14 protein-coding genes are annotated in these 21,563 nt (G+C 70.2%); 4 read left to right on the top strand and 10 right to left on the bottom strand.

The genetic code is table 11. From position 1 onward, the window contains the following. The first annotated feature begins 62 nt into the window (after window positions 1–62). Complete coding sequence (locus IDM46_RS00960) at window positions 63–515, top strand: YkgJ family cysteine cluster protein (protein WP_185114565.1); 453 nt, start codon at window positions 63–65, stop codon at window positions 513–515. 4 nt (window positions 516–519) lie between these two features. On the opposite strand, the gene IDM46_RS00955 is transcribed toward IDM46_RS00960, so the two are convergent. From IDM46_RS00955 to IDM46_RS00930, 6 genes are all read right to left on the bottom strand, one after another. Beyond that, window positions 520–1,437 carry an alpha/beta fold hydrolase gene (locus IDM46_RS00955; RefSeq protein ID WP_185115213.1) on the bottom strand — a complete coding sequence of 306 codons (918 nt, stop codon included), beginning with the start codon at window positions 1,435–1,437 and terminating at the stop codon, window positions 520–522. Window positions 1,438–1,517: 80 nt separating this feature from the next. Then, on the bottom strand, window positions 1,518–2,393 hold the full coding sequence (locus tag IDM46_RS00950; RefSeq protein ID WP_185114564.1) for an alpha/beta hydrolase: 876 nt from the start codon (window positions 2,391–2,393) through the stop codon (window positions 1,518–1,520). After that, a complete protein-coding gene (locus IDM46_RS00945; RefSeq protein ID WP_185114563.1) occupies window positions 2,390–6,343 on the bottom strand; it encodes an amino acid adenylation domain-containing protein in 3,954 nt (1,317 codons plus the stop codon). Before IDM46_RS00945 ends, IDM46_RS00950 begins: the two co-directional genes overlap by 4 nt. 29 nt (window positions 6,344–6,372) lie before the next feature. Next, on the bottom strand, window positions 6,373–9,792 hold the full coding sequence (locus tag IDM46_RS00940) for an aminotransferase class III-fold pyridoxal phosphate-dependent enzyme (RefSeq protein WP_185114562.1): 3,420 nt from the start codon (window positions 9,790–9,792) through the stop codon (window positions 6,373–6,375). A gap of 40 nt (window positions 9,793–9,832) precedes the next feature. Next, a complete protein-coding gene (locus IDM46_RS00935; RefSeq protein WP_185114561.1) occupies window positions 9,833–12,697 on the bottom strand; it encodes a type I polyketide synthase in 2,865 nt (954 codons plus the stop codon). After that, entirely contained in the window at window positions 12,694–14,808 is a 2,115-nt protein-coding gene (locus IDM46_RS00930; RefSeq protein ID WP_185114560.1) for an HAD-IIIC family phosphatase, read from the bottom strand. The genes IDM46_RS00935 and IDM46_RS00930 overlap by 4 nt, the downstream gene beginning before the upstream one ends. 207 nt (window positions 14,809–15,015) lie before the next feature. Between IDM46_RS00930 and IDM46_RS00925 the strand changes: the two genes are divergently transcribed. After that, on the top strand, window positions 15,016–15,771 hold the full coding sequence (locus tag IDM46_RS00925) for a thioesterase domain-containing protein (protein WP_185114559.1): 756 nt from the start codon (window positions 15,016–15,018) through the stop codon (window positions 15,769–15,771). A gap of 3 nt (window positions 15,772–15,774) precedes the next feature. Here the strand turns inward: IDM46_RS00925 and IDM46_RS00920 are convergent, their stop codons facing one another. After that, window positions 15,775–16,569 (bottom strand): 4'-phosphopantetheinyl transferase superfamily protein, encoded by a 795-nt coding sequence (locus IDM46_RS00920; protein ID WP_185114558.1) that lies wholly within the window; start codon window positions 16,567–16,569, stop codon window positions 15,775–15,777. A gap of 96 nt (window positions 16,570–16,665) precedes the next feature. On the opposite strand from IDM46_RS00920, the gene IDM46_RS00915 reads away from it, so the two are divergent. Further along, entirely contained in the window at window positions 16,666–17,013 is a 348-nt protein-coding gene (locus tag IDM46_RS00915) for a hypothetical protein (protein ID WP_185114557.1), read from the top strand. A gap of 116 nt (window positions 17,014–17,129) precedes the next feature. Beyond that, the gene (locus IDM46_RS00910; RefSeq protein WP_185115212.1) at window positions 17,130–18,107 is read left to right on the top strand and encodes an alpha/beta hydrolase; all 978 of its coding nucleotides are present in this window, start codon (window positions 17,130–17,132) and stop codon (window positions 18,105–18,107) included. Window positions 18,108–18,314: 207 nt separating this feature from the next. On the opposite strand, the gene IDM46_RS00905 is transcribed toward IDM46_RS00910, so the two are convergent. The 3 genes from IDM46_RS00905 to IDM46_RS00895 form a co-directional block, all read right to left on the bottom strand. Continuing rightward, window positions 18,315–19,484, bottom strand: coding sequence for a Fic family protein (locus IDM46_RS00905; protein WP_185114556.1), 1,170 nt, complete (start codon window positions 19,482–19,484; stop codon window positions 18,315–18,317). 118 nt (window positions 19,485–19,602) lie between these two features. Further along, window positions 19,603–20,388 (bottom strand): TSUP family transporter, encoded by a 786-nt coding sequence (locus tag IDM46_RS00900; RefSeq protein ID WP_185114555.1) that lies wholly within the window; start codon window positions 20,386–20,388, stop codon window positions 19,603–19,605. A gap of 88 nt (window positions 20,389–20,476) precedes the next feature. Beyond that, window positions 20,477–21,493 carry a 3-oxoacyl-ACP synthase III gene (locus tag IDM46_RS00895; RefSeq protein WP_182823420.1) on the bottom strand — a complete coding sequence of 339 codons (1,017 nt, stop codon included), beginning with the start codon at window positions 21,491–21,493 and terminating at the stop codon, window positions 20,477–20,479. Window positions 21,494–21,563 lie beyond the last annotated feature (70 nt).

Below are 21,563 nucleotides of genomic sequence, written 5' to 3'. Positions count from 1 at the left end.
CGGCACTTGCGCCCCGGAGCGGCTGGACGAAGAATCCGCTACCCGGCTCCGGCGACCCCCACGTGCCCCATCCCTGCCTGAGCTGCGGCGCCTGCTGCGCCTTCTATCGCGTCAGCTTCCACTGGTCCGAGGCCGATCCCGCGCTGGATGGCAGGGTGCCGCCGGAACTGACCACGCCCCTGCGCAGCCATGAGCGGGCCATGCTCGGCACCTTCGGCGGCAGCGAACCGCGCTGCGTCGCGCTGGATGCCGACATCGGGCGCTACTCCCGGTGCACGATCCACCCGGTGCGCCCGCAGGCCTGCCGCGATGTGCCGGCATCCTGGGAATTCGGCGCCGCGAGCCGGCAGTGCGACAACGCGCGCGTTGCCCATGGCCTGCCGGCACTGACCCGCGCCGACTGGGCCTGGCGCGAGGCCGCGGCCAATGACCGCGACGGCAACCCCGACGGCAACGACACACCGAACGATGGCGGCTCGCCGCCGCCCGCCCTGCCGCCGCCGATCGCGGCCTGAGCCGCTACAGCGGGTTGCGCGCCAGGAAGTCGCGGACGGCGGGCACCAGCACCTCGTGCTTGTCTTCGAGGACGTAGTGACCGGCGTCGTCGAACGCCAGCACCTCGGCGTCCGGCAGCTCCGCCTGGAAGCGCTGCAGGAAATGCCGGTCGAACACGAAGTCCTTCAGCCCCCAGCCGATGAAGGCGGGCAGCGCCGCGTACTCGTGCAGCCGCTGGCCCGCGGCCTCCACCAAGGGCCACGCGCGGTCCTTCGGCGACAGCGGGATGTCCTGCATGAAGCGCACCGTGGAGATGCGGTTCTTCCAGCTGTCGTAGGGCGCCACGTAGGCGCGGCGCACGTCGGCCGGCATCTTCCGCTCCACGCCGAGCCATGAGGCACCGCCGGAAAACGCGTTGAAGCCGCGGATCACCAGCTCGCCGACGGTGTAGTCGCGGCCCAGCGCGATCTGCCAGGGCATGGGCTTGGCGTCGGGCATCGGGAACGCGGCGGTGTTGGTGATCACCAGCCGCTTCACCTGGTGCTGGTGCGCCAGCGCCCAGCCGAATCCGATCATGCCGCCCCAGTCGTGCACCGCCAGCGTCACCGGCCCCGCGATGCCGAGATGCTCGAGCAGCGCGCCGAGGTCGTCCACGCGCGACTGCAGCGTGTAGTCGTAGCGCGGCAGCGCGTTGGGCGCGTCGTCCGGCTTGTCCGACAGGCCCATGCCGACGTGGTCGGGCACGATGCAGCGATAGCCCTTGCCGGAAGCCGGATCCGACAGCCCCGACACCAGGTGCCGCCAGTAGTAGCTCCACGACGGATTGCCGTGGACCATCACCACCACCTCGCCGTCGCGGGGGCCCTCGTCGAGGTAGCTCATGCCGATGCCCGGGCGCACCTGGAAGCGCTTCGGGGTGAAGGGATAGTCGGGGAAATCCATCGTGGAAACAGCCATCACGCTGTGCTTGCTCGTCACTGGGGAGGCCATTATCGGCCAAGCGACGCGTCGCACGGTCCCGCTCAGGCCCCGAACCGCGCGAGCATCCACTGCGAAACGGCGTGGAACAGCTTCTCGCGATGCGCACGGAGGTAGAACGTGTGGTCGCACTCCGGCCAATAGTCCGTTGCCATTCCTGGCGAGCGCATCACCGCGCCGAAGCACGCGCGGGCCTGGCTGCGATGGTTGTAGTAGTCGCCAACCCCGCCGGTGTAGAGCAGCAGCGCCTGCACGCCGCGCGCATCGAGCGCCTCCAGCCGGCGCGCGGCCTCGGCCCGCGTCGGGAAATCGCTGAAGTCGTCGAGCTCCGGCGGGGGCGTGTCCCTGGGCGGACCCAGGCGCCTCCTGAAATAGCCCCAGATGCTGGCGGGCCGCAGCAGGCGTGGCAGGTAGTGGCGGAGGTGGTAGCCGGGAGTGCGATAACCAACGCCATCCAGCAGCAGCAATCCGGCCACGCGCGCGTCCGCCGGCGCGATGTTGAAGGCATCGTTGGCGCCGGAGCACAGGCCGCCCAGGACGAACTCGCGCACCCCGGTAAGTGAGGTCACCAGGTCCATCGCGGCCGTCGTCTCCGCCATCACCCGCCCGGCGGTGACCTGCGTGGACAGCGCGCTGTCGCCAAGTCCCGACTGGTCGAACCGGAACACGGTGAAGCCCTGCGCGGCCAGCACGCGTGCCATCTGCACATACAGGCGGAAAGGCCCCATGCGGTGCGTCAGCCCGGCATTGAGCAGGACCAGCGCGGCGCGGGCCCGCGTGCCTCCAGGGGGTTGCGTCAGCACGCCGACCAGGTTCCCGGCGAACACATGGACGGATTCTTCCACCCCGTCCTCCGCACTCGCCGGACGCGGATCCACCGCGCGCAGCGGCGCGGTCCCGGACAGCGGCAGCGTCGTCATGCGCGTGCACCCGCCAGCAGGACCGCCACTTCGGCGACGCTGCGCCGCGGAAACACCTGGTCCTCCAGCCCGTGCGCATCGTCCCATGCGGGCCGGTCAGCGGCCTGCAGGGTTACCTGCTCGACGGTGATGCCCGCTTCGCGCTGGGTGGCGATGAACGCCTCCACGTCGTCGTTCGGCCCGGGCCACGCCACGACACACAGGCGGCTCCCCGGCGGCAACGCGCTGCGGCGGAAGTCGGACCGCGCCAGCGCATCGATGAAGCCCGGGGCGACGTCGAAGCCGAGCAGCTCGGCGTCTGCCCGGGCCACGCGCACCGCACGGCGGAAACGTGTCCGGCCTGCCAGCTGCACAGCGTGCTGGCGACGCCATTCCTCGACCAGTGGACCTCCGCACACGACCGGATCCCAGAGCACGAGGTCGACCGGCTGCGCGCCCGCGACCGCCGCCGCCAGCACCGGCAGGCTTGCGCTGCGGAACGCGACGACGCGCATCCGCTGCCCGCTGCCGCGCGGCAGCCGCTGGCTGGCCAGTCGAAGGTCGACCTGGAGCCCGGGCAGGGTGACCTCGCCGGAGCCCCCGGCCGAGTCGCCCGTGCCGTACCAGTCGAAGTGCATGGCATCGCCGCCCTGCGCGGACACCGATTCGCAAAGCGTCCACAACGCGCGCTGGCAGGTCACGCCCTCCAGCAGCAGCGGTGGCGCCACGAGGATGGGCACGCCGCTGTCGGATGCCGGTGACGCGCGGTGCACCATGCCGAACATGCGGCGCGCCGAGGTGCCGAAGAAGAAGGCCCGTTCGCCGGACCCCGCATCGCGCGTCGCGTCGGGCAGCCGGGTGATCGGCGCATCGCCCATCGCCGCGGGGGAAGGCAGCGCCGAGGCCGGGATGTCACTCGCCAGCTGGGCCAGCGTCCGGGTTGCGAGCGGCATGAGTCTGATGCGATGCCCGGTCTCGCGCGCGACCCGGTTGGCCAGCTTCGCCGCGAGCATGGAGTGCCCACCCAGGTCGAAGAAGTTGTCCTCTGGCGATGCCGCGGCGCCAAGGATCTCCGTCCACACGGCCACGAGGTACGCCACCCGCGGATCTTCGTGGGTGGCGCTTGCGTCGACAGGGCTTCCCGGCGCTTGCGCGGCGGCGGCGGTGGCCGGCTGCGGGGCGGCCGGGGTTGCGGCTGCGGGCCGGGGCACGGGCACGTGCCCGGGCTGCGGCGCGGGCAGGGCCTTGCGGTCGATCTTGCCGTTGGGCAGCAGCGGCAGCGCATCCAGCAGCACCAGATGCTGCGGCACCATGTACCCAGGCAACGTCGCGCGCAGGCGCGACTGCAGCGCCGCCTCGTCGACGTCTGTGCCCGCCATGTAGCCGACGATCCGGAGGTCGCCCGGCTGGTCCTCGCGCACCACCACGACCGCGCGCGAGACCTCCGGCGCCGACTCCAGCACCGCCTCGATCTCGCCCGGCTCGATGCGATAGCCGCGCACCTTCACCTGGAAGTCGATCCGGCCCTGGTGCTCCAGGACGCCATCGGAACGCCAGCGGCCACGGTCACCCGTGCGGTACAGGCGCGGCGGCAGGCCGGTGCCGTGGTCGCGCGGCGCGATCCGGTCTTCGATGAACGTCCCGGCCGTCAGCCCGGGCCGTCCGAGGTAGCCCAGCGCCACGCCCGCACCGCCAATGCAGATCTCGCCCGACACGCCCACCGGGCAGAGGTCGCCCTGCTCGTCCAGCACCCACACCGTGGTGTTGGCGATCGGCCTGCCGATGTGGATGTCCGGCGTGCCGCCGGCGTTCGCCTCGATGCGTGTGGAGGTCGACCACACCGTCGTCTCGGTCGGGCCGTACAGGTTCCACAGCTCGATGCCGCGACCAAGCAGGCGCGAGGCCAGCTCCGTGGACAGCGCCTCGCCGCCGCACCAGGCCACGAATCGTCCCTCCGGACGCCACGCCGTGGACGCCAGGAGTTGCCAGCCGGATGGTGTTGCGATCATCAGGGTGGCGCGATGCGTCGTGAGCGCCTGCGCCAGCGCCGCGCCGTCCATCACCGTGTCGCGGTCGGCGATGACCACGCGCGCACCAACGGCGAGTGGAAACAGCAGGTCGGCCACGGAAGGGTCGAACGCCATGCTGACGGTTGCCAGCACGATGTCTTCGGGTGATAGACCGGGACGCTCCTTCGCCTCGTGGAAGAGGTTGACGACGGCGCAATGCGGCACCACCACGCCCTTGGGCTTGCCGGTGGAGCCCGATGTGTAGATGACGTAGGCCGGACTCGTGGGCATGAGCCCGTCCGCGGCACACGTCGCCACCAGCCCATCCGTGGCCGCGTTCTGCACGTCATGCAACGTGACAACTGCACAGTTGTCGGCGCTGGCGAAACCCGACCCATCCAGCCCGGGCCCGAGGAGCAGCGTCTTCGCGCCGCTGTCGACCAGGATCTCGACGAGCCGATCGCGGGGATACGCCGGATCCATCGGCACATACGCGGCACCCGATTTCAGTGCGCCGAGGATGCCGGCCACCATGTCCAGCCCGCGCTCGGCGCAGAGTGCGACACGATCCCCTGCCCGCACGCCAAGCGCGCGAAGTCGCCGCGCGATGTCCTGCGCGCGCGCATCCAGCTGCCCATAGGTAAGCGAGCCGTCGGGCGCGACGACTGCAACGGCATCCGGCGCCAGCCGCGCCTGCTGCTCGATCATGCGATGCAGGTAGGGAGACGGCACGGGCTCCCACGTGCGCTGTGTCTCGTTCCATACCGCCGATCCCGGCGCGCCATCACCTGCATCGCGCGCAGGCTGGCCCTTCCCGGCAACGGGCTGCACGGCCGACGGCGCAGATGCCCTGTTGCGCCCGCGGTATTCGAGCGTCCCATCCGCCAGGAGACGTGCCATCGCGCCCGTGCGCAGCCCGGCCGGCCCCTCGCCGGCAGTCCCGACGCCGGATACGCAAACCTCGCCGGGAATGCCCCGGGGCACTTCCCGCCCAGCGCCGTCGCGAATACTTATGGTCACGCCCGGGAGCGGACGGCCCAGCAGCACGCGTGACTCGCCGGGCTGCATGTGATGCAGCGTGGCACATGGCGTGGCGCCGATCGCGCCGTGGAAGCGCCAGACGGCGGCACATCGATCGAACAAGGGTTCGGCGAACCCTGGCGCGTCGGTGCCGGCGTCCGCCAGGATCTTGACGGCCTTGCCGCCGCTCCACTGTGCGTCGAACAGTTGGCGCAGTGCTTCCGGCGCCATCACCACGGCGTTGGCGCTGGCCGCGTCGATGGTGCGTCGGCAGGCATCGACGTCGTCAGCCACGCTGTGGTCCGCAAGTACCACGGTGCCGCCGGTGACCAACGGCAAGCACCACTCGATCAAGACCTGCGGCTGATGCGGCGCGCTCGCGACGAGCATGCGGATGCCGTCGGCTCCGAACACCTGCCCGGCAATGCCGCGGACGATCCCGACCATGTTGCCGTGGCTGATCCTGGCGGATTGCGCATGGTCGCTGCCAGGCGAACACACCATGAAAGCAATGTCATCGGCATGGTCTTCGGACTGCACGAATGACGTGGCATCCGCGGCAACGGCCGGAAGTGCATCGAGCGTGGACATCCGGACGACGCCGTCGAAGCTGGCGCGCAGCGCGCCATCCGCAAGCACAAGCGAGATGCCTGCTTGCGCAACGACGCCGCGCTGCCCATCGACCGGGCCACCGGCGGCAAGCGGCACGCATGTGCCACCGGCGCGCAGCACCGCCAGCGTCGACAGCAATGCGTCCAACGGCGAGGCCAGCTGGAGTCCGACGCGGGTTCCACGCTCGACGCCCGCACGTCGCAACCGCAGCGCCAACGCACTGCAGGCGTTGTCGAGGGCGCCAAAGTCGAGCACGCGCTGGCCCTGCACTACGGCGACGGACCGCGGCCGCGCCCGCGCCCACGATGCAACGTAGTGGTCGATACGCATTCCTGGCTCGGGAACGGATGCCCCGCACGTCATCGCGCTTCCGCCACCCGGGCGTCCGCCTGGTCGACCTCGTCCGTCAACGGCAGCGCGCCGATGGCAAGGCCGTTGTCGCGTGCGGCCCCGCGCAGCAGCGCAAGGTAGCAGTCGATCCACAGCGAGATCGTCTGTTCGTCGAACACGTCGGCGCTGTAGTCCCAGTCGATCGCCAGGCGCCCATCGTGTTCGATGATGTTGAACAGCGTGTCGTAGTAGAACGCCTGCCGCGGGTTCTCGTGCGTGCTGACCGTGCAATCCTGCAGGTCGAGCCGCGAGAAGAACCTGCTGTAGTTGAACACCACGTCGACCAGCGGCTGCCGCCCCGCCTCGCGCGGCACCTGAAGGGCACGGACCAGTTGCCCCAGCGTGACGTCCTGGTGCTCGATGGCGTCGAACATGGACCGCTGCGTTTCGGCGACAAGCTGGCGGAACGGCTTGTCCTGGCCCGTCGCCGCACGCAACGGCAAGGCATTGACACAGTAGCCCACCGTCTTCAGCCCGGTATGTGCCTGCCCGGCGACCGGCATGCCCACCACCACGTCTTCCTGCGCGCTCAGGCGCGACAGCAGCGCCTGGAAGCCGCTGAGCAGGAACACGTTGAGGCTGGTCTTGAGCGACTTGGCCGCGTCCTTGAGCTCGCCGACCACCGCGGCATCCAGATCGCGATGCAGCGTGGCGCCGCGATGGTTGCCCGTGTCGCGCCTGGAGTGATCCACTGGCAGATCGAGCGGCTCCGGCAACCGTGCGTAAACGCCGCGCCAGTACTCGAGCGCCTGCGCCTGCGACGCGCGCGCGGCAGGCGATGTCGTCAGGTGGATGTAGGCGCTGAACGGGACGGCCGAGGCGGAGGCATCGACATCGCTGCCCGGCTCGGCGCCATGGATCTCGGCGATGCGCCCCAGCAGCACGTCGGCGGAATAGCCATCGAACACGATGTGGTGGCAGTACACCACGAACAGGTGCGAATCCGGCCCGAGTTTCAGCAGCTGCGCACGCACCAGCGGACCGCGTGCCAGGTCGAACGGCGTCAACGCCTCCTGCTTGAGCAGGGCGTCGATGCGCTGCTGGCGTTCGGCTCCGCCAAGGGCGGACAGGTCGACCACCGGCACCTGGAAAGTCGCGTCGTCATCGACCCACTGCGTGGCACCCTCGTCGTCGAAACGGTAGCGGAACGCCTCCTGCTCGCCCAACGCGGTTTCCACCGCGGCGACGAAGCGCGCCGCGTCCAGCGGACCGTCGATCCTCACGGAGTCGGATTCGTTGAACGCGCAGCTCGCCATGTCGCCCATCTGCGAGGCGAACCAGAGCTCGCGCTGCGCATCGGTGAGCGGCAGCGTGCGACGCCATGCGAGCGCAGGCGCTTCGACCGGCGGCGCCGGCAGCAGGCCGTCAGCCTGCATCTCGAGGATGCTGTCCTTGAACGCGGCGATGATCGCTTCGACGTCATCGTCGCCGTGCGCGGCGGTCATGTAGCTGGGGAAGTTCTCCAGCACATGGATGCCGCGGGCGCGCAGGTGGAAGAACAGCAGGGTCGCCAGTTCGCCCTCCTCCTGCACGCGGATGAACATCTGCGAGGCGAAGTGCGGGATGTGGATCTTCAGCCCGCGCTCCTTGAAGAAGCCGTTGAGTTCGGTGGTCAGGTACGTGGTGCGCCGGTTGACGGTGTCCTGCAGGGCCGGGCCCTGCGCCTTGATGTACCTGAGTGCCGCGTGCACCGCGGCGATCGCCAGCGGATGGCGCACGAAGGTGCCGGCGAAGAAGGTCACGCCGGCCGCCGGGAACGAGTCGTCGCCGTACTGCCACTGGCCGCCATCGAAGGTGTCCATGAAGCGCGCACGCCCGGCAACCACGCCGATCGGCATGCCGCCGCCGATGATCTTGCCGTAGGTGGCGAGGTCGGCCTTGATGCCGTAGTACTCCTGCGCGCCGCCGGGGCGGATGCGGAAGCCGGTGATGACCTCGTCGAACACCAGCACGATGCCTTCGTCCTCGGTCAGCGTGCGCAGCTTCTTCAGGAACTCGTGCGGCTGGAACTCCGGGCGCCGGCTCTGCACCGGCTCCACCAGCACCGCGGCGATGTCGCCGGCGTTGCGGCGGATGATCTCCAGCGATTCCTCTTCGCCGTAATCGAGCACGAGCACGTTCTCGACCGCGCGGAACGGAATGCCCGGCGCCAGCGGGAACGTGCGGCGCGCGCCGCTGGCGTTCTTCGTCACGCGCACCAGCACTTCGTCGAAGTTGCCGTGGTAGTCGCCCGAGAACACCACGATCTTCTCGCGCCCGGTGTAGGTGCGCGACAGGCGGATCGCCGCCTGCACCGCCTCGGAGCCGGTGTTGACCCAGCTGACGCGGTCCATGCCGGTGAGCTCGCAGAACAGCTCGGCGGCCTCGCCGGCCAACGGCGTCTGCGGCCCCACCTCGATGCCCTTGTCGAGCTGCGCCTTCAGCGCGTCGGAGATGAACGACGGGCTGTGGCCAAGGAAGTTCGGACCGAAGCCGTTGAGGATGTCGATGTACTCGTTGCCGTCGATGTCGCGCAGGCGGCAGCCGTGCGAGCCCTCGATGACGATCGGATACACCATTTCCTTCCACAACCGGTTGAAGCCCGCGGCGGTGCGCGGATCGGCATGGTGCGGGCGATGCTGCTGCACGTGCCGCTTGGAGCCCATGGTGCGCGCGTTGTAGCGCGCGGTGAGGCGCTGGATGTGCTCGCGCTGGCGGCGCGTGAGCACGCGCTCTTCGCGGCTGACCTGCGGCCCGAAGCCCTTTGGCATGGCCGACGCGGCGGCGGCGGTCCCGCCCTGCGGTGTCGCAGCCGGATGCGGCGCGACGGCGACGTCCGCGGGTTGCGGTGCGGCGGCGGCAGCGGGTGCGGCCACTGGCGCTGCATGCGGCAACGCGGCGCCCTTGAGCGCCTGCAACAGCTGGATCTGCTGCGACATGAGCAGCAGTTGCTGCGCCATCACGTCCTGCAACCCGCCTGCGGAACCAGGCAGGGCATTCGACACTGCCGCGAACGACGCGGCGAAATCCGTCATCGCCAATGCGGGCGGCTCGACCGCGGGCACGCGCTCCGCCACGACGCCTTCGCCGGACATCGCCTCGACCGGTGCGGCCGTGGCAGCGCCCGGTGCATGCACAGGCACGGCATCCGGCGGCAAGGTGCGGTCGAGGTGTTCGGCCATCGCATGCAGCGTGGGCAGCTCGTCGAACAGTTGGCGAAAGGTGATCTTGACCCCGTATTCGCCCTGGAACGCCGAAGCAAGCTGGGTCAGGAACAGCGAGTCGAAGCCGAGGTCGAGGAACGTGGTCGTCTCCACCAGATCGGCCGGCTCGTAACCGGAGAGGTCGGCTGCCACTGCCCGCAGGCGATCGACGATCTTCGCGACCCGCAACTGCCCAATCGTCCCCATGCCTACCTCTCCGGATCCTGTTCCATCAATGTCAACAACGTCATCGGTCGCCGCGACCGGTCCCGCCCAGCCCGCCGATCACGCCCAGCTGCTCGGAAATCAGGGCCAGTTGCATGCGGATCAGCTGCTCGACGTCGCTCGGGACCCCCACCGCTGCCGGCCGGGCGCCGGTAACGGCGCTGCCCCCGGCAGCCGCCCGGGGCACGGGCTGCGTGGCCGGGCCGGGCGGAATCGGCTGGACCCAGAAGCGTTTGCGCTCGAACGGGTATGTCGGCAGCGGCACCCGGCGGCGGCGGCCGGGCTGCAGCGCCGCCCAGTCGGGCTGTACGCCGGCCAGCCACAGCTGGCCGACCGCCTGCAGCAGGTTCTGCACATCCGAGCCGGGCGCCTGCACCGGGCCGAGGCAGGGGAGGACCGCCAGCGGCCCGGGCTTGTCCAGCGATTGCCTGGCGAGCGTCGTCAGCGTGCGGCCCGGCCCCACCTCCAGCAGCAGCGCCCCGTCCGCGGCGGCCGTCGCGCTGGCATCGGCGAACAGCACCGGACGCATCAGCTGATCGCCCCAGTAGCCCGGATCGCGGAAGCCTTCGGCGTCGATCGTGGCGCCGGTCGCGGTGGAGACCAGCGGGAGCGATGCCGCGCGGGACGAGACCGCAGCGACCGCTTCGACCAGCGGGGCGCGTGCCGGCGCCATCATCCGCGAATGGAATGCGTGCGAAGTGAGCAGCGGGGTGGCCTGGATGTCCTCGGCCGCCAATGCCTTCGCCAGGCCATCCACGGCACCGACCGGGCCGCTCACCACGACCAGCCCGGGCGCGTTGACCGCGGCGATCGCCACATCCCGTGGCAACCGCGGCTCGACCTGTTCGCGCGGCGCGCGGATCGCCAGCATCGTGCCGCGAGGCTGCGCCTGCATCAGGCGGCCGCGGGTCGCGACCAGCCGCACCGCGTCGTCCAGCGCGAATACCCCGGCCATGCACGCCGCCGCGAACTCGCCGACGCTGTGTCCGAGCGCCGCATCCGGCTTCACGCCCCAGCTGCCAAGCAGCGTGGCCAGCGCCATTTCCATCACGAAGATCGCCGGCTGCGCGATCGCGGTCTGCGCAAGCGCGGCGGTCGCCTGCGCGGCATCCAGGGGCGACGCCTGCGCATCCCACAGCAGGAGCGGCCGCGGATCCTGCTCCGCCGCGCCCGCCTCGCACAGCGCCGCGCCGCAGCGGTCGATCACCTCGCGGAACAGCGGCTCGCTGGCGTACAGCTCGCGCGCCATGCCGGGATATTGCGCGCCCTGGCCGGGGAACATGAAGGTGATCGCCTTCGCGGACGCTTTCAGGCTCGCCGCCTCCACCGGTGTCGGCGCGGCCCGCAGCTTCACTGCGGCTTCCGCGACCTCGGCGGCGACCACGATGCGGCGATGCTCGAACTGCTGGCGCCCGACCTGCAGCGTGTAGGCGACGTCGTCGAGCGAGGCCGCGGGATTCGCCTCCAACCAGTCCGCGAGGCGCGTGGCCTGCGCCGCCAACGCCTCCTTGCTGCGCGCCGACAGCAGCAGCAGGGCGTGCGAACGACGGTTTCCTTCGGGTGGCGGCTCGGGCGCCTGCTCCACCACGAGGTGCGCATTGGTGCCGCCGACGCCGAAGGAGCTGATGCCGGCGCGCCGCGGCCACGGCGCCTGCGGCCAGGGCTTGAGTTCGGTGTTGACGTAGAACGGGCTCTGCGCGAAATCGATCTTCGGGTTGGGCCGGGTGAAGTTGATCGACGGCACCAGCAGGTTCTCGTCCACCGACAGCGCGGTCTTGATCAGGCCGATCGCGCCGGAGGACACGTCGAGATGGCCCAGGTTGGCCTTCAGCGACCCGATCGCGCAGTACTGGTGGTCCAGGGTGTGCGCGCGGTAGGCGGCAGTGAGGCCGGCGATCTCGATCGGGTCGCCCATCGGCGTGGCCGTGCCGTGCGCCTCGACATAGCCGATGCTGCGCGCGTCGATGTCGCCGGCCGCCAGCGCCATCGAGATCACGTCCGCCTGTCCGTCGACACTGGGTGCGGTGTAGCTGACCTTGCCGGCACCGTCGTTGTTGACGGCGAAGCCACGGACCACGGCGTAGATGCGGTCGCCGTCGGCGATGGCGTCCTCGACGCGCTTCAGCAGCACCACCGCCGCGCCGTTGCTGAACACCGTGCCGGCGGCCTGCTCGTCGAACGTGCGGCAGTGGCCGTCCGCCGACAGCATGCTGCCTTCGCGGTAGAAGTAGCCCTTCTTCTGCGGCAGCACGATGGTCACGCCGCCGGCCAGCGCCATGTCGCACTGGTAGGACGCCAGCGCCTGGCAGGCGGTTGCGATGGCGACCAGCGATGTCGAGCACGCGGTCTGCAGCGTCATCGCCGGGCCGCGCAGGCCGAGCTTGAAGGCCACGCGCGTGGCCAGGTAATCCTTGTCGTTGCCGAGTTCGGTCTGCAGCGAACCGACCTGGATGGATTCCACGAACCGCGCCAGGAAGGTCGGATCCGAGCACAGGTTCCACAGCAGGTAGGTATCCATGTAGCAGCCGGCATAGACACCGACGGCACCGGGATACCGCTGCGGGTCGTGGCCCGCGCGCTCCATCGCCTCCCAGCAGATTTCCAGGAACATGCGGTGCTGTGGATCCATCAGCTCCGCCTCGCGCGGCAGGTAGCCGAAGAAGCGCGCGTCGAACATGTCGACGTCGTCGAGGATGCCCTTGGCGCAGATGTAGCGTGCATTGGGGTCGTCGCCGGTATCCGGCGCCAGCGGGATCTCGAGTTCCGACGGATCGAAGTGCGTCACCGACTCCACGCCGTCCTTGATGTTCTTCCAGAACGTGTCCACGTCGGGCGCGCCCGGGAAACGCCCGGACATGCCGACGATGGCGATGCCTTCATGGCTCATGCGGGTTCTCCATTGCCGAGGCGGTGTTTCCGCGCCGCGGCCAGCAGCGCGGCCCGCGCGTGCGCCTCGCGCATGCGCCGGCCGCGCTGCTGCGCGGCGTCGACGCCGGCTGGCGCGGAACGGGTGGACAGGTGTGCGGCCAGCGAGGCCACGGTGGGGTGCTGGAACAACGTGGTGATGTCGACGTCGATCCCGAGCCGCTCGAGCAGCAGCCGGTGCACCTGGACGAGATGGATGGACTTGCCGCCGAGCTCGCGGAACGGGTCCTGCGCGCCGGCCGCGTCGATGCGCAACACCTCGCGCCAGATCGCCGCGATCGCATGTTCCAGGCCCGGCGCGGGCGCGATGAAGCCCGTCGCCAGCGCCGGGCGCGGCTGCGAACGCGCGGCGATGGCACGCCCGATATCGGCGGCCGTGGCCAGGTGGTGGGCGATGTGTTCGTAGACCGCCCCGCCGTCGCGGGCCGCATTGGCCGCCGGCACGGACAGCGCCGCGGCCACCGGCGCGCCGTCGTCGATATCGCCGTTGTCGGTGGCCGAGGCATCGAACGCGACCGCCGCAGCCTGCGACGCCGGCATGCGGAACACGCAGGCGTCGCCATCCGCTGCGGTAGAGAAGGCCGTTTCCAGGAAGCGCCGCACCGGGGTGTTGCGTTCGCCGGCAGTGAAGCGCACGGCAACCTCCGCCAGGCCCAGCGCCTGCGCGTGCGCGCCCGCGGCCGCCAGCATGCGGTGCTCGATGCCGCGGCCAAGCGCCCGGCAGCTGAGCATGAACAGGTCCACCAGCAGGCAGCCACCCTGCGGCGACGCGCGCAGCTGTCCGACCAGGCCGTAGTCGCCGAAGCGGTCCCGTGCGCGCACGCCGCGGTGGAACGCGTGCGCGCCGGTCGCGGCCAGCTCGCCTTCCTGCAGCCGCAGCAGGCTGGCATTGAACTGGTTGGTGCGCCGGGTCAGCTGCGACAGGCGCGGCAGATCGCCCGGACGCGGCGGGTCGATGTCGACGACCAGCTCGAGCCCGTCGAGGAACGCCTGCAGCGATGTCGTGCCACGCAATACATCGGCGCGCGCGGCGTTGTCGCGGTACATGGCCGCGCGGTCGCGGTCCTCGGCGGTCACCGCGTGGCGGTCAAACAACCACAGGTGCTCGACGAAGGCTTCGAGGCGCTGCGGATCTTCGGGCACGCGCACGGTCAACGTGGACGGCGATGCGGCACGCATCTGGGCGCATTCCAGCGGGTTGTCGTCGAGGAACACCACGCTGTCCAGGCCGATCCCGAGCGCGGCGGCGATGTCGCGCAGGTGGTCCGGCTTCGGATTCCAGTCGACGCGATGCGCGATGAAATCCTGCCAACCCAGCGCGAGGTCGTGGCGCTGCGTGAATACCGCGCGCAGGTCGGCCTCCTCGTTCTTGCTGAGCAGGCCCAGCAGTGCGCCGGCACCGGCCTGCGCGGCCAGCGCACGCTGCAGCGCGAGATGGCCAGGGTCGACGCGGAGCCCGTCGACGCCCTGCTCGCCCACCACGCCCGACCACAGCGTGTGGTCGGCATCCACCGCGAACAGCTTGATCGGCGGGCGCACGCGTGCCGCATACCAGCGCGCGATGGCGGTGCCCAGCGCGACCAGTGCGTCGCCGGTATAGGGGACATGGCCGAAGCGGTCGGAGGCCGCGTCCTGCACGCGCCCCACGCGATAGCGCGCCATGGCGTCGGCGCCATCCTGCACGTGCACCTCCGGGATGCCCGCCAGGCGCGCCGACAGCGCGCGCGTCGCCTCGTTGAACACGCGGTTCGCCGCATCGCCCGGGCCGACAACCACCAGGCAGGGCACGTGATGCGGCAGCACGGTGATCGCGGCGTGCAACTCGTCGATGCGCGCGGCAAGCAGCGCCGGCGTGTCGGCGCCGGTGGCGTTGCCGTGCGGCAGCAGGTCCTCCCAGCGCAGGCACACGACGTTGGCGCCGGCGTGGTTGCGGCGCAGCGTGCTGTCGGGATCCAGCAACTGCTGGAACACCTGCGCATACGGCGCGAGGCGCACGTCGGCATCCACGTGCAGCAGGTCGAACCAGTAGCCGACGACCGGAGCCAGCGGGTCGAGCGTCCAGGTGCCGGACAAGGCGATTACGGGTCGCGCCAGTGACATCTTTCCCCCTTGGCGATGGCGACGCGCCTGCCATCCGCGGCGGCGCTTCGCGATGCGGAACCGGGGGTGCGTCCTGGCGCGCGGCTGGCGGCGGAGCTGCAGGTATGATCAGGAAAACGCGGTTCCGGGCCGCGACAGGACACAGCAGGTGCGCATGGTTTGCTTCACCGGTGCGTGTGCGTGAGCGTGCGGCTGAAGTGCCTGGCACCGCGGCCAATGGCCACCCTGCGGCTGTTGTGCCTGCCGTTCGCCGGCGCGGGGGCGGGCGTGTTCCGCGGCTGGGGCGACGCGCTGCCGGCGCACGTGGAAGCATTCGCCGTGCAGTTGCCGGCGCGCGAGGACAGGCTGGCCGATCCGCCGCTGGTCGACTGGGCAGCCATGCGCGATGCGCTGCTGGCCGCGATCGACGCCCTGCCCCCGCAACGCACCGCGATCTTCGGGCACAGCCTCGGTGCCGTGATCGGGTTCGACCTGGCGCACGCGCTGCAGCGGCGCGGGACGTCGCCGATCGACCACCTGTTCGTGTCGGCGCGGCCCTGGCCTGGACGCGCACCGGACCCGCCGGTACCCGCCTGGCCCGCGGGCGACGATGCGTTGCTGGCCGCGACGGACCGCAGGTTCGGCAGCCTCGGCACCAGCCTGTCGCATCCGGATATCCGCGCCGTGGTGCTGCCCGCGCTGCGCGCCGACCTGTGCCTGCTCGACGACTACCACTACGCGCCGGGTGCGGTACTGGACTGCCCGGTCACGGTGTTCGCCGGCAGCGCCGACCCCAGCACGCCGGGCGACACGCTCGCCGCGTGGCGCAACGCGACCACCGGCGCATTCGCGCTGCAGGCCTTTGCCGGCGGTCACTTCTTCATCGAAACGCACAGGTCCGAAGTGCTCGCCGCGCTCGCCGCCAGCCTGCCCGCGCAGGCCCGGCCCGGCTGGTGACGCTCAGGCGGGCAGCAGACGCATGGCGTGCACCGGCGTACCCGGCGGTCGTGACAGCGCGACGACGTAATCGGGGTGCAGCGCCACCAGCCCGGTCTGCACGTCGAGCGCGGTGTCGCTGTCGCCGGTGAGCGGCAGGATGCCGCCCTCGGGCAACGCGAACGCCGCCATCGGATGCGCCAGGCCGACGCCCGAGGCCTTCAGGTAGGCCTCCTTCCTCGCCCAGGCGTCCAGCAGCGCGTGCGCGCGCAGGTGGTCCGGCAGGCCGGCCAGCGCGGCGGATTCGTCGGGATGGCAGATGTCGGACTCGATGTCGGCGATGCCGGCGGCGCGATCGCGACGCTCGAGGTCGATGCCGACCGGCGCCGCGCGCAGGGCGGCACATGCGAACGCCCCGTCGGCATGGCTGAGGCTGGTGCACCAATCGCCTCCGAGCACAGGACGTCCGCGGTCATCCCGGCCGAGCGGCAGGTCGCGTGCATCGATGCCCGTCAAGGCGCCGAGGAACAGGCGGTGCAGGGCGTAAGCAAGGGTGCGCGCGGCGGCATCGCGCGGACGCTTCATGCGTCCGGCGCGTCCGCGTTCCCGTGCGTCGAGCAGTTGGCCGGCCTCGGGAAGCCACGGCATCCAGTCGTCGACAACGGCGAGTGCCATCGTGGCATGCGCGGCTTCCGGCGCAGCGGCGAGCCCCCGCGCGATCGCGGTCGAAAACCTGCTGCGCAGCTCGCCCATGTCGCCCATGTCGCCCGGATTGCCCGGGCGGCGCGGGCTGGTGGCGGGATGACCGGGAAACTCCATCCGCCGATGGTAGCCCGCGGCCCCCGCCCGCTGGGGGATGATGGTCGACGCCAACCACCACCGCATGCAGGTGTTGACCCCTTTCAGGAGCAGGACATGACCAAGCCCATCCGCGTCGGAATCATCGGCCTCAACCCCGGCATCCACTGGGCCGCGCTGGCGCACATGCCGGCGCTCACGCCCCTGGCCGACGAACAGCTGACGGTCCGGGGCCCCAGGGGCGACGCGACGGAGCTCAGCGAACCCATGCCGCCCGCCGAGGCCTACGCAGGCTGGACCGATACGCCGGTGGCACGCAACGTGGCGCGCACGTATGCGCTGGTGGCGCGCGACATCCGCGAAGGCACGCGCCTTGCGCCGGGGTTTGGCGATGCGGTCGCGCTGCATGAAACGCTGGAGGCGATCGAGCGCTCGGCGGCGGCACGCTCCGGAGACCAGCCATGAGCCGGCGCCTACCCATCACCGCCCATGCCGGCGAACCTCGGCGCGCGGAGCGTGGCCGCCCGTGCGGATCGAACCGTGCGGCGTTCCTGTTCGCGGGCCTGCTTGGCATTGCGGGGATGGCCGCCGCGTCCGCGGACGACCGCGCCGTCTACGGCCCGCGACTGGAAGGCTTCGACTATCCGCACCCGCTCCGCACGCATGCGTTCGAATCGCAGCGCCAGCAGGTCGAAATGGCTTACCTGGACGTGCCGCCCACCGGCGAGGCCAACGGCCGCACCGCGCTGCTGCTGCACGGCAAGAACTTCTGCGCCGCCACCTGGGAGCGCACCATCGCCGCGCTTGCGGAGGCGGGATACCGCGTGATCGCGCCCGACCAGGTGGGCTTCTGCAAGTCCAGCAAACCCGACGGCTACCAGTACGCGCTCGCCGGCCTTGCGCACAACACGCGCGGCCTGCTTGCATCGCTCGGGATCGAGCGCAGCGTGGTGGTCGGGCATTCCATGGGCGGGATGCTCGCGATGCGCTACGCGCTGATGTATCCCGACGCCGTCGAGCACCTGGCCCTCGTGGGCCCCATCGGCCTGGAAGACTGGAAGGCGATGGGCGTGCCCTACCAGCCGGTGGAACAGGTCCATGCATCGGAACTGCGCACCACCTACGAGAGCATCCGCGACTACCAGACCGCCGTGTACTACGCAGGCGAGTGGCGGCCCGAGTTCGAGCGCTGGGCGCGGATGCAGGCCGGCATGTACGCGGGTCCGGGCCGCGATGTCGTGGCGTGGCACCAGGCGCTGACCTTCGACATGCTGATGTGGCAACCGGTGGTGTACGAGCTGCCGCTGTTGCGGGTTCCGACCACGCTGTTCATTGGCGTGCATGACCGGACCGCGCTCGGCAAGGCTGCGGCGCCGCCGGAGGTGCAGGCCAGGCTTGGCGACTATCGGGCGCTGGGTCGGCGGGCTGCGGAAGCGATTCCGGGAGCCGTGCTGGTCGAATACGAAGATCTCGGGCATTCCCCGCATATCCAAGACCCGGAGCGGTTGCATCGGGATCTGCTGCGGGAGCTTGCTCGCGTTGATGGATCAGGCCATTGAACAGGGTTGTCGCGGGGGACAGCGTTCGACCCAAAGCGGATGTAGGCCGGATCCGGCCGGCCGTCGCGCTCGCCCACTTCTTCACATCCAATCTCCTCGCTTCGGGAAATCGGCGGCGTCTGCACCATCATCTCAAGCGGCCCTGCGATGCGCGAACGCCCAAGTTCCACTTGGGACGGCTGTTCGGGCGCTATCAGCAGCTTGTGCTCACAGCGGCTGCGCTCCTTCGCTGAGGATGTCGAGGTACCGGCTGTAGGCGAACACGCGATGCCGCTGCTGCCCGGTTACTTCGTTCACGATCTCGAGTTCTTCCAGCGCGCGCACCGCCGCGCGGATGGTGGGCGGGGTGAGAGGGAGCTCAGGGGCGACGCGCGGAACGGTCAGTATCACGCGACGGGCAAACTGGTCGAACACCAGGCCGATGTTGCCGGCACGCTTCCCCAACGTCGCGATGCGGGCGCGATCGCTTGCCAGCAGCGCCAGCAGGCGCTGCGCGGTGTCCACCGCCTGCTGCGCGGTTTCGGCCACGCCGTCGAGGAAGAAGCCCAGCCAGCCCTCCCAGTCGCCGCGCACGCGCACGCTGTTGAGGCGGTCGTAGTAGTCGGCACGATGGCGCTTGAAGTAGAGGCTGAGGTACAGGCTGGGATCACGCAGCACACCTTCATTGCAAAGGATCAGCACGATCAGCAGGCGACCGAGGCGGCCGTTGCCATCACCGAAGGGATGGATGGTCTCGAACTGCACGTGCGCGAGTGCGGCTTTCACCAGCGGCGGGATCCGGCCTGGCGGCTCATGCAGGAAGCGCTCCAGCGCAGCCAGTGCGTCGGGCAGGGCCTCCGGTGGCGGCGGCACGAAATGGGCCAATGCCGGCGACGGGCCGCCGACCCACACCTGTCCCTTGCGGAACTCTCCGGGTTGCCTGGTGGCGCCACGCCCGCCGCGCAGCAACAGGGCATGCATCTCGCGGATCAGGCGCAGGGAAAGCGGGAAGTCGTCTTCGCGAAGGCGGCGCAGGCCGTGCTTGAGCGCGGCCACGTAGTTGGAGACTTCCTCCACATCGTCGACGGGCACGCCTGGCGCGGCATCGACCTCGAACAACAGCAGGTCGGACAGGGAGGACTGGGTGCCCTCGATCTGCGAGGACAGCAGCGCTTCCTTGCGCACGTATTGATACAGGAACAGCTCCGGATCCGGCAGCATCAGAGTGATGCCGTCCAGACGCCCAAGCGCCTGATCGGCGCGCTCCTTGCGAGCAATCAGATCCCCTGCGGCAAAGTCGAGCCGCGGCTCGGGCGGCAGGGGATCGGGGATGAAGGCCTGGTAGCGACTGCCGGCCAAAGAGCCGGTGACATAGTGGCCGGTGACCCTCGTGGCCATGGTGAGCTTTCCTTGCGGACGCCCGCGGTGAGAACAAGGAAAACTAAATACCACTTTCTTTCTTTACTTGCCAGAAGCGCCTGGGAAAGGAAACTCTCATGCAAATGGTCGCTTCGCGCTACCAGATCAACCTCACCCACTCCACCAGCGGGTTCCCCGGATCGGCCAGCAACTTCACCGTCAACGCCAGCGACATCACCACCAGCAGCGGCCGGATCGCGCGGCCGCCGACGCGCAGCGCGAGGTGCGCGCCGACCTGCCCGCCGGCGATGCTCGCCACCGCCATCACCAGGCCGACCAGCCACAGCACCTGCCCGCCAATGACGAGCGTGGCCAGCGCGGCGACGTTGCTCGCGAGATTCAGGAACTTGGTGTGCGCCGTGGCCGACACCAGGCCCATGCCGAACAGCGCCACCAGCGCGGTGGCCATGAACGATCCGGTGCCGGGGCCGAAGAAGCCGTCGTAGAAGCCCAGTGCGAACATCAGCGTGACCAGCGCCGCGTGACCCAGCCGCGCGTGGCGTCCGGCCTCGCTGGCCTTCGGGCCGAGCAGGAAATAGGCGGCCATCGCCACCAGCAGCACCGGCACCAGCCCGGCCAGGAACGACGGATCCACGCGCTGGATCGCGATCGCCCCGCCCACCGAGCCCGCGAACGCGGCCACCGCCGGCCACAGGAAACGCCGGAAATCGATGCGCCCCTTGCGCGCGAACGCCAGCACCGCGCCGGCGGTGCCGAAGCTCGACTGCAGCTTGTTGGTGGCGATGGCCTGCACCGGCGGAATGCCGGCCGCCATCAGCGCGGGGATGGTGATCAGGCCTCCGCCGCCGGCCATCGCATCGATGATGCCGGCAACGAACGCCACCAGTGCCAGCAGCGCCAGCACGTCCAGTCCGAACTCCATTGTGTTGCCGCGCCTCCGGTGAAATGTGTGCCCCAAAACGCCGAAGGGCCGGACAAGCCGGCCCCCCAAGGGCGTCAACGCCGGGCGGTTACCAGACCACTTCGGCCATCGAACAGTTCAGCCCCGAGCCGATGCCGAGCAGCGCGACGCGGTCGCCCTTCTTCAGGCGGCCCATCTCGCGCAGCTTGCTGAGGACGATCGGCACCGAGGCCGGGCCGATGTTGCCGTGCTCGCCGAAGATCGTCATGACCTTCTTCGGATCGATGCCGAAGGCGTTGATGAACGCCGCGGTGTGCGCCTTGCTGACCTGGTGGATGACGAACTCGTCCATCTCCTCCACCACCCAGCCCAGCGCCTGGCGCGCGGCGATGAAGGTCTTCTGCGCGAGCTTCATGCCCTCGATCAGCAGCGTGCGGGTGTCGGTGACCATGCGGTCGAGGTTGCCGCGGCACAGGCCGTTCCACTCGGTGGCGGCGCGTGTCACGCCACCGCGGTAGCGCGGCGCGCCCGGCGCAAGCTCGGCGCGGGCCAGCACCATGCCGGCGGCGCCACAACCAAGCGTGAGCGTGGCCATCTCGTTGCGGAACTCGGCCTCGGTGGCATCCGGGCGCAGCAGGCGTTCGATGGTGCGCTCGTAGGCGAGGTTGGCGGTCTCGCCATCGACGATCAGCGCGTAGTCGATCTCGCCGCGCTCGATCATGCGGCTGGCCACGTCCATGCCGTTGATGAAGGCCAGGCAGGCATTGGCGAGGTCGAAGTTCTGGCAGGTGTCGGACATGCCGAGGTTGCCGCTGACGATGGACGCCGTGGACGGCTCGAGGAAATCGCGGCTGACCGAAGTGTTGACCAGCAGGCCCACGCGCGACGGATCGATGCCGGCATCGGCCAGCGCCTTGACCCCGGCGAGGGTGGCGGCGTCGGACGCCAGCACGTTGTCGTCCCACAGGCGGCGGGCGTGGATGCCGGCGACATCGCCGAGCACGTCGGTCTTGATGCCGAGGCGGTCGAGCGTGGGCTTCAGGCGCGCGTTGATCTCGTCGGACGACAGCCGCCGGGGGGCGTCGATGTGCGCAAGACCGGCAATGGCTACGTGCTGGAACAACATGGGCTGGCCGCCGATGGGATGTGCAAAAAAGGCCGTCTAGATTACCGGCTTAGCGCCCCCCGCGCACTTG

Origin of the sequence: Luteimonas sp. MC1825 (genome assembly GCF_014764385.1) — a bacterium.
Lineage (GTDB): Bacteria > Pseudomonadota > Gammaproteobacteria > Xanthomonadales > Xanthomonadaceae > Luteimonas.
This window is presented reverse-complemented; position numbering and strand designations above follow the sequence as displayed.

Excerpts from the sequence above, each read along its gene's own strand:
- IDM46_RS00955 (WP_185115213.1), bottom strand. The coding sequence starts at position 1,437 with ATGGATTTCCCCGACTATCCCTTCACCCCGAAGCGCTTCCAGGTGCGC.
- IDM46_RS00950 (WP_185114564.1), bottom strand. The coding sequence starts at position 2,393 with ATGACGACGCTGCCGCTGTCCGGGACCGCGCCGCTGCGCGCGGTGGAT.
- IDM46_RS00945 (WP_185114563.1), bottom strand. The coding sequence starts at position 6,343 with ATGCGTATCGACCACTACGTTGCATCGTGGGCGCGGGCGCGGCCGCGG.
- IDM46_RS00940 (WP_185114562.1), bottom strand. The coding sequence starts at position 9,792 with ATGGGGACGATTGGGCAGTTGCGGGTCGCGAAGATCGTCGATCGCCTG.
- IDM46_RS00935 (WP_185114561.1), bottom strand. The coding sequence starts at position 12,697 with ATGAGCCATGAAGGCATCGCCATCGTCGGCATGTCCGGGCGTTTCCCG.
- IDM46_RS00920 (WP_185114558.1), bottom strand. The coding sequence starts at position 16,569 with ATGGAGTTTCCCGGTCATCCCGCCACCAGCCCGCGCCGCCCGGGCAAT.
- IDM46_RS00915 (WP_185114557.1), top strand. The coding sequence starts at position 16,666 with ATGACCAAGCCCATCCGCGTCGGAATCATCGGCCTCAACCCCGGCATC.
- IDM46_RS00910 (WP_185115212.1), top strand. The coding sequence starts at position 17,130 with ATGGCCGCCGCGTCCGCGGACGACCGCGCCGTCTACGGCCCGCGACTG.
- IDM46_RS00905 (WP_185114556.1), bottom strand. The coding sequence starts at position 19,484 with ATGGCCACGAGGGTCACCGGCCACTATGTCACCGGCTCTTTGGCCGGC.
- IDM46_RS00900 (WP_185114555.1), bottom strand. The coding sequence starts at position 20,388 with ATGGAGTTCGGACTGGACGTGCTGGCGCTGCTGGCACTGGTGGCGTTC.
- IDM46_RS00895 (WP_182823420.1), bottom strand. The coding sequence starts at position 21,493 with ATGTTGTTCCAGCACGTAGCCATTGCCGGTCTTGCGCACATCGACGCC.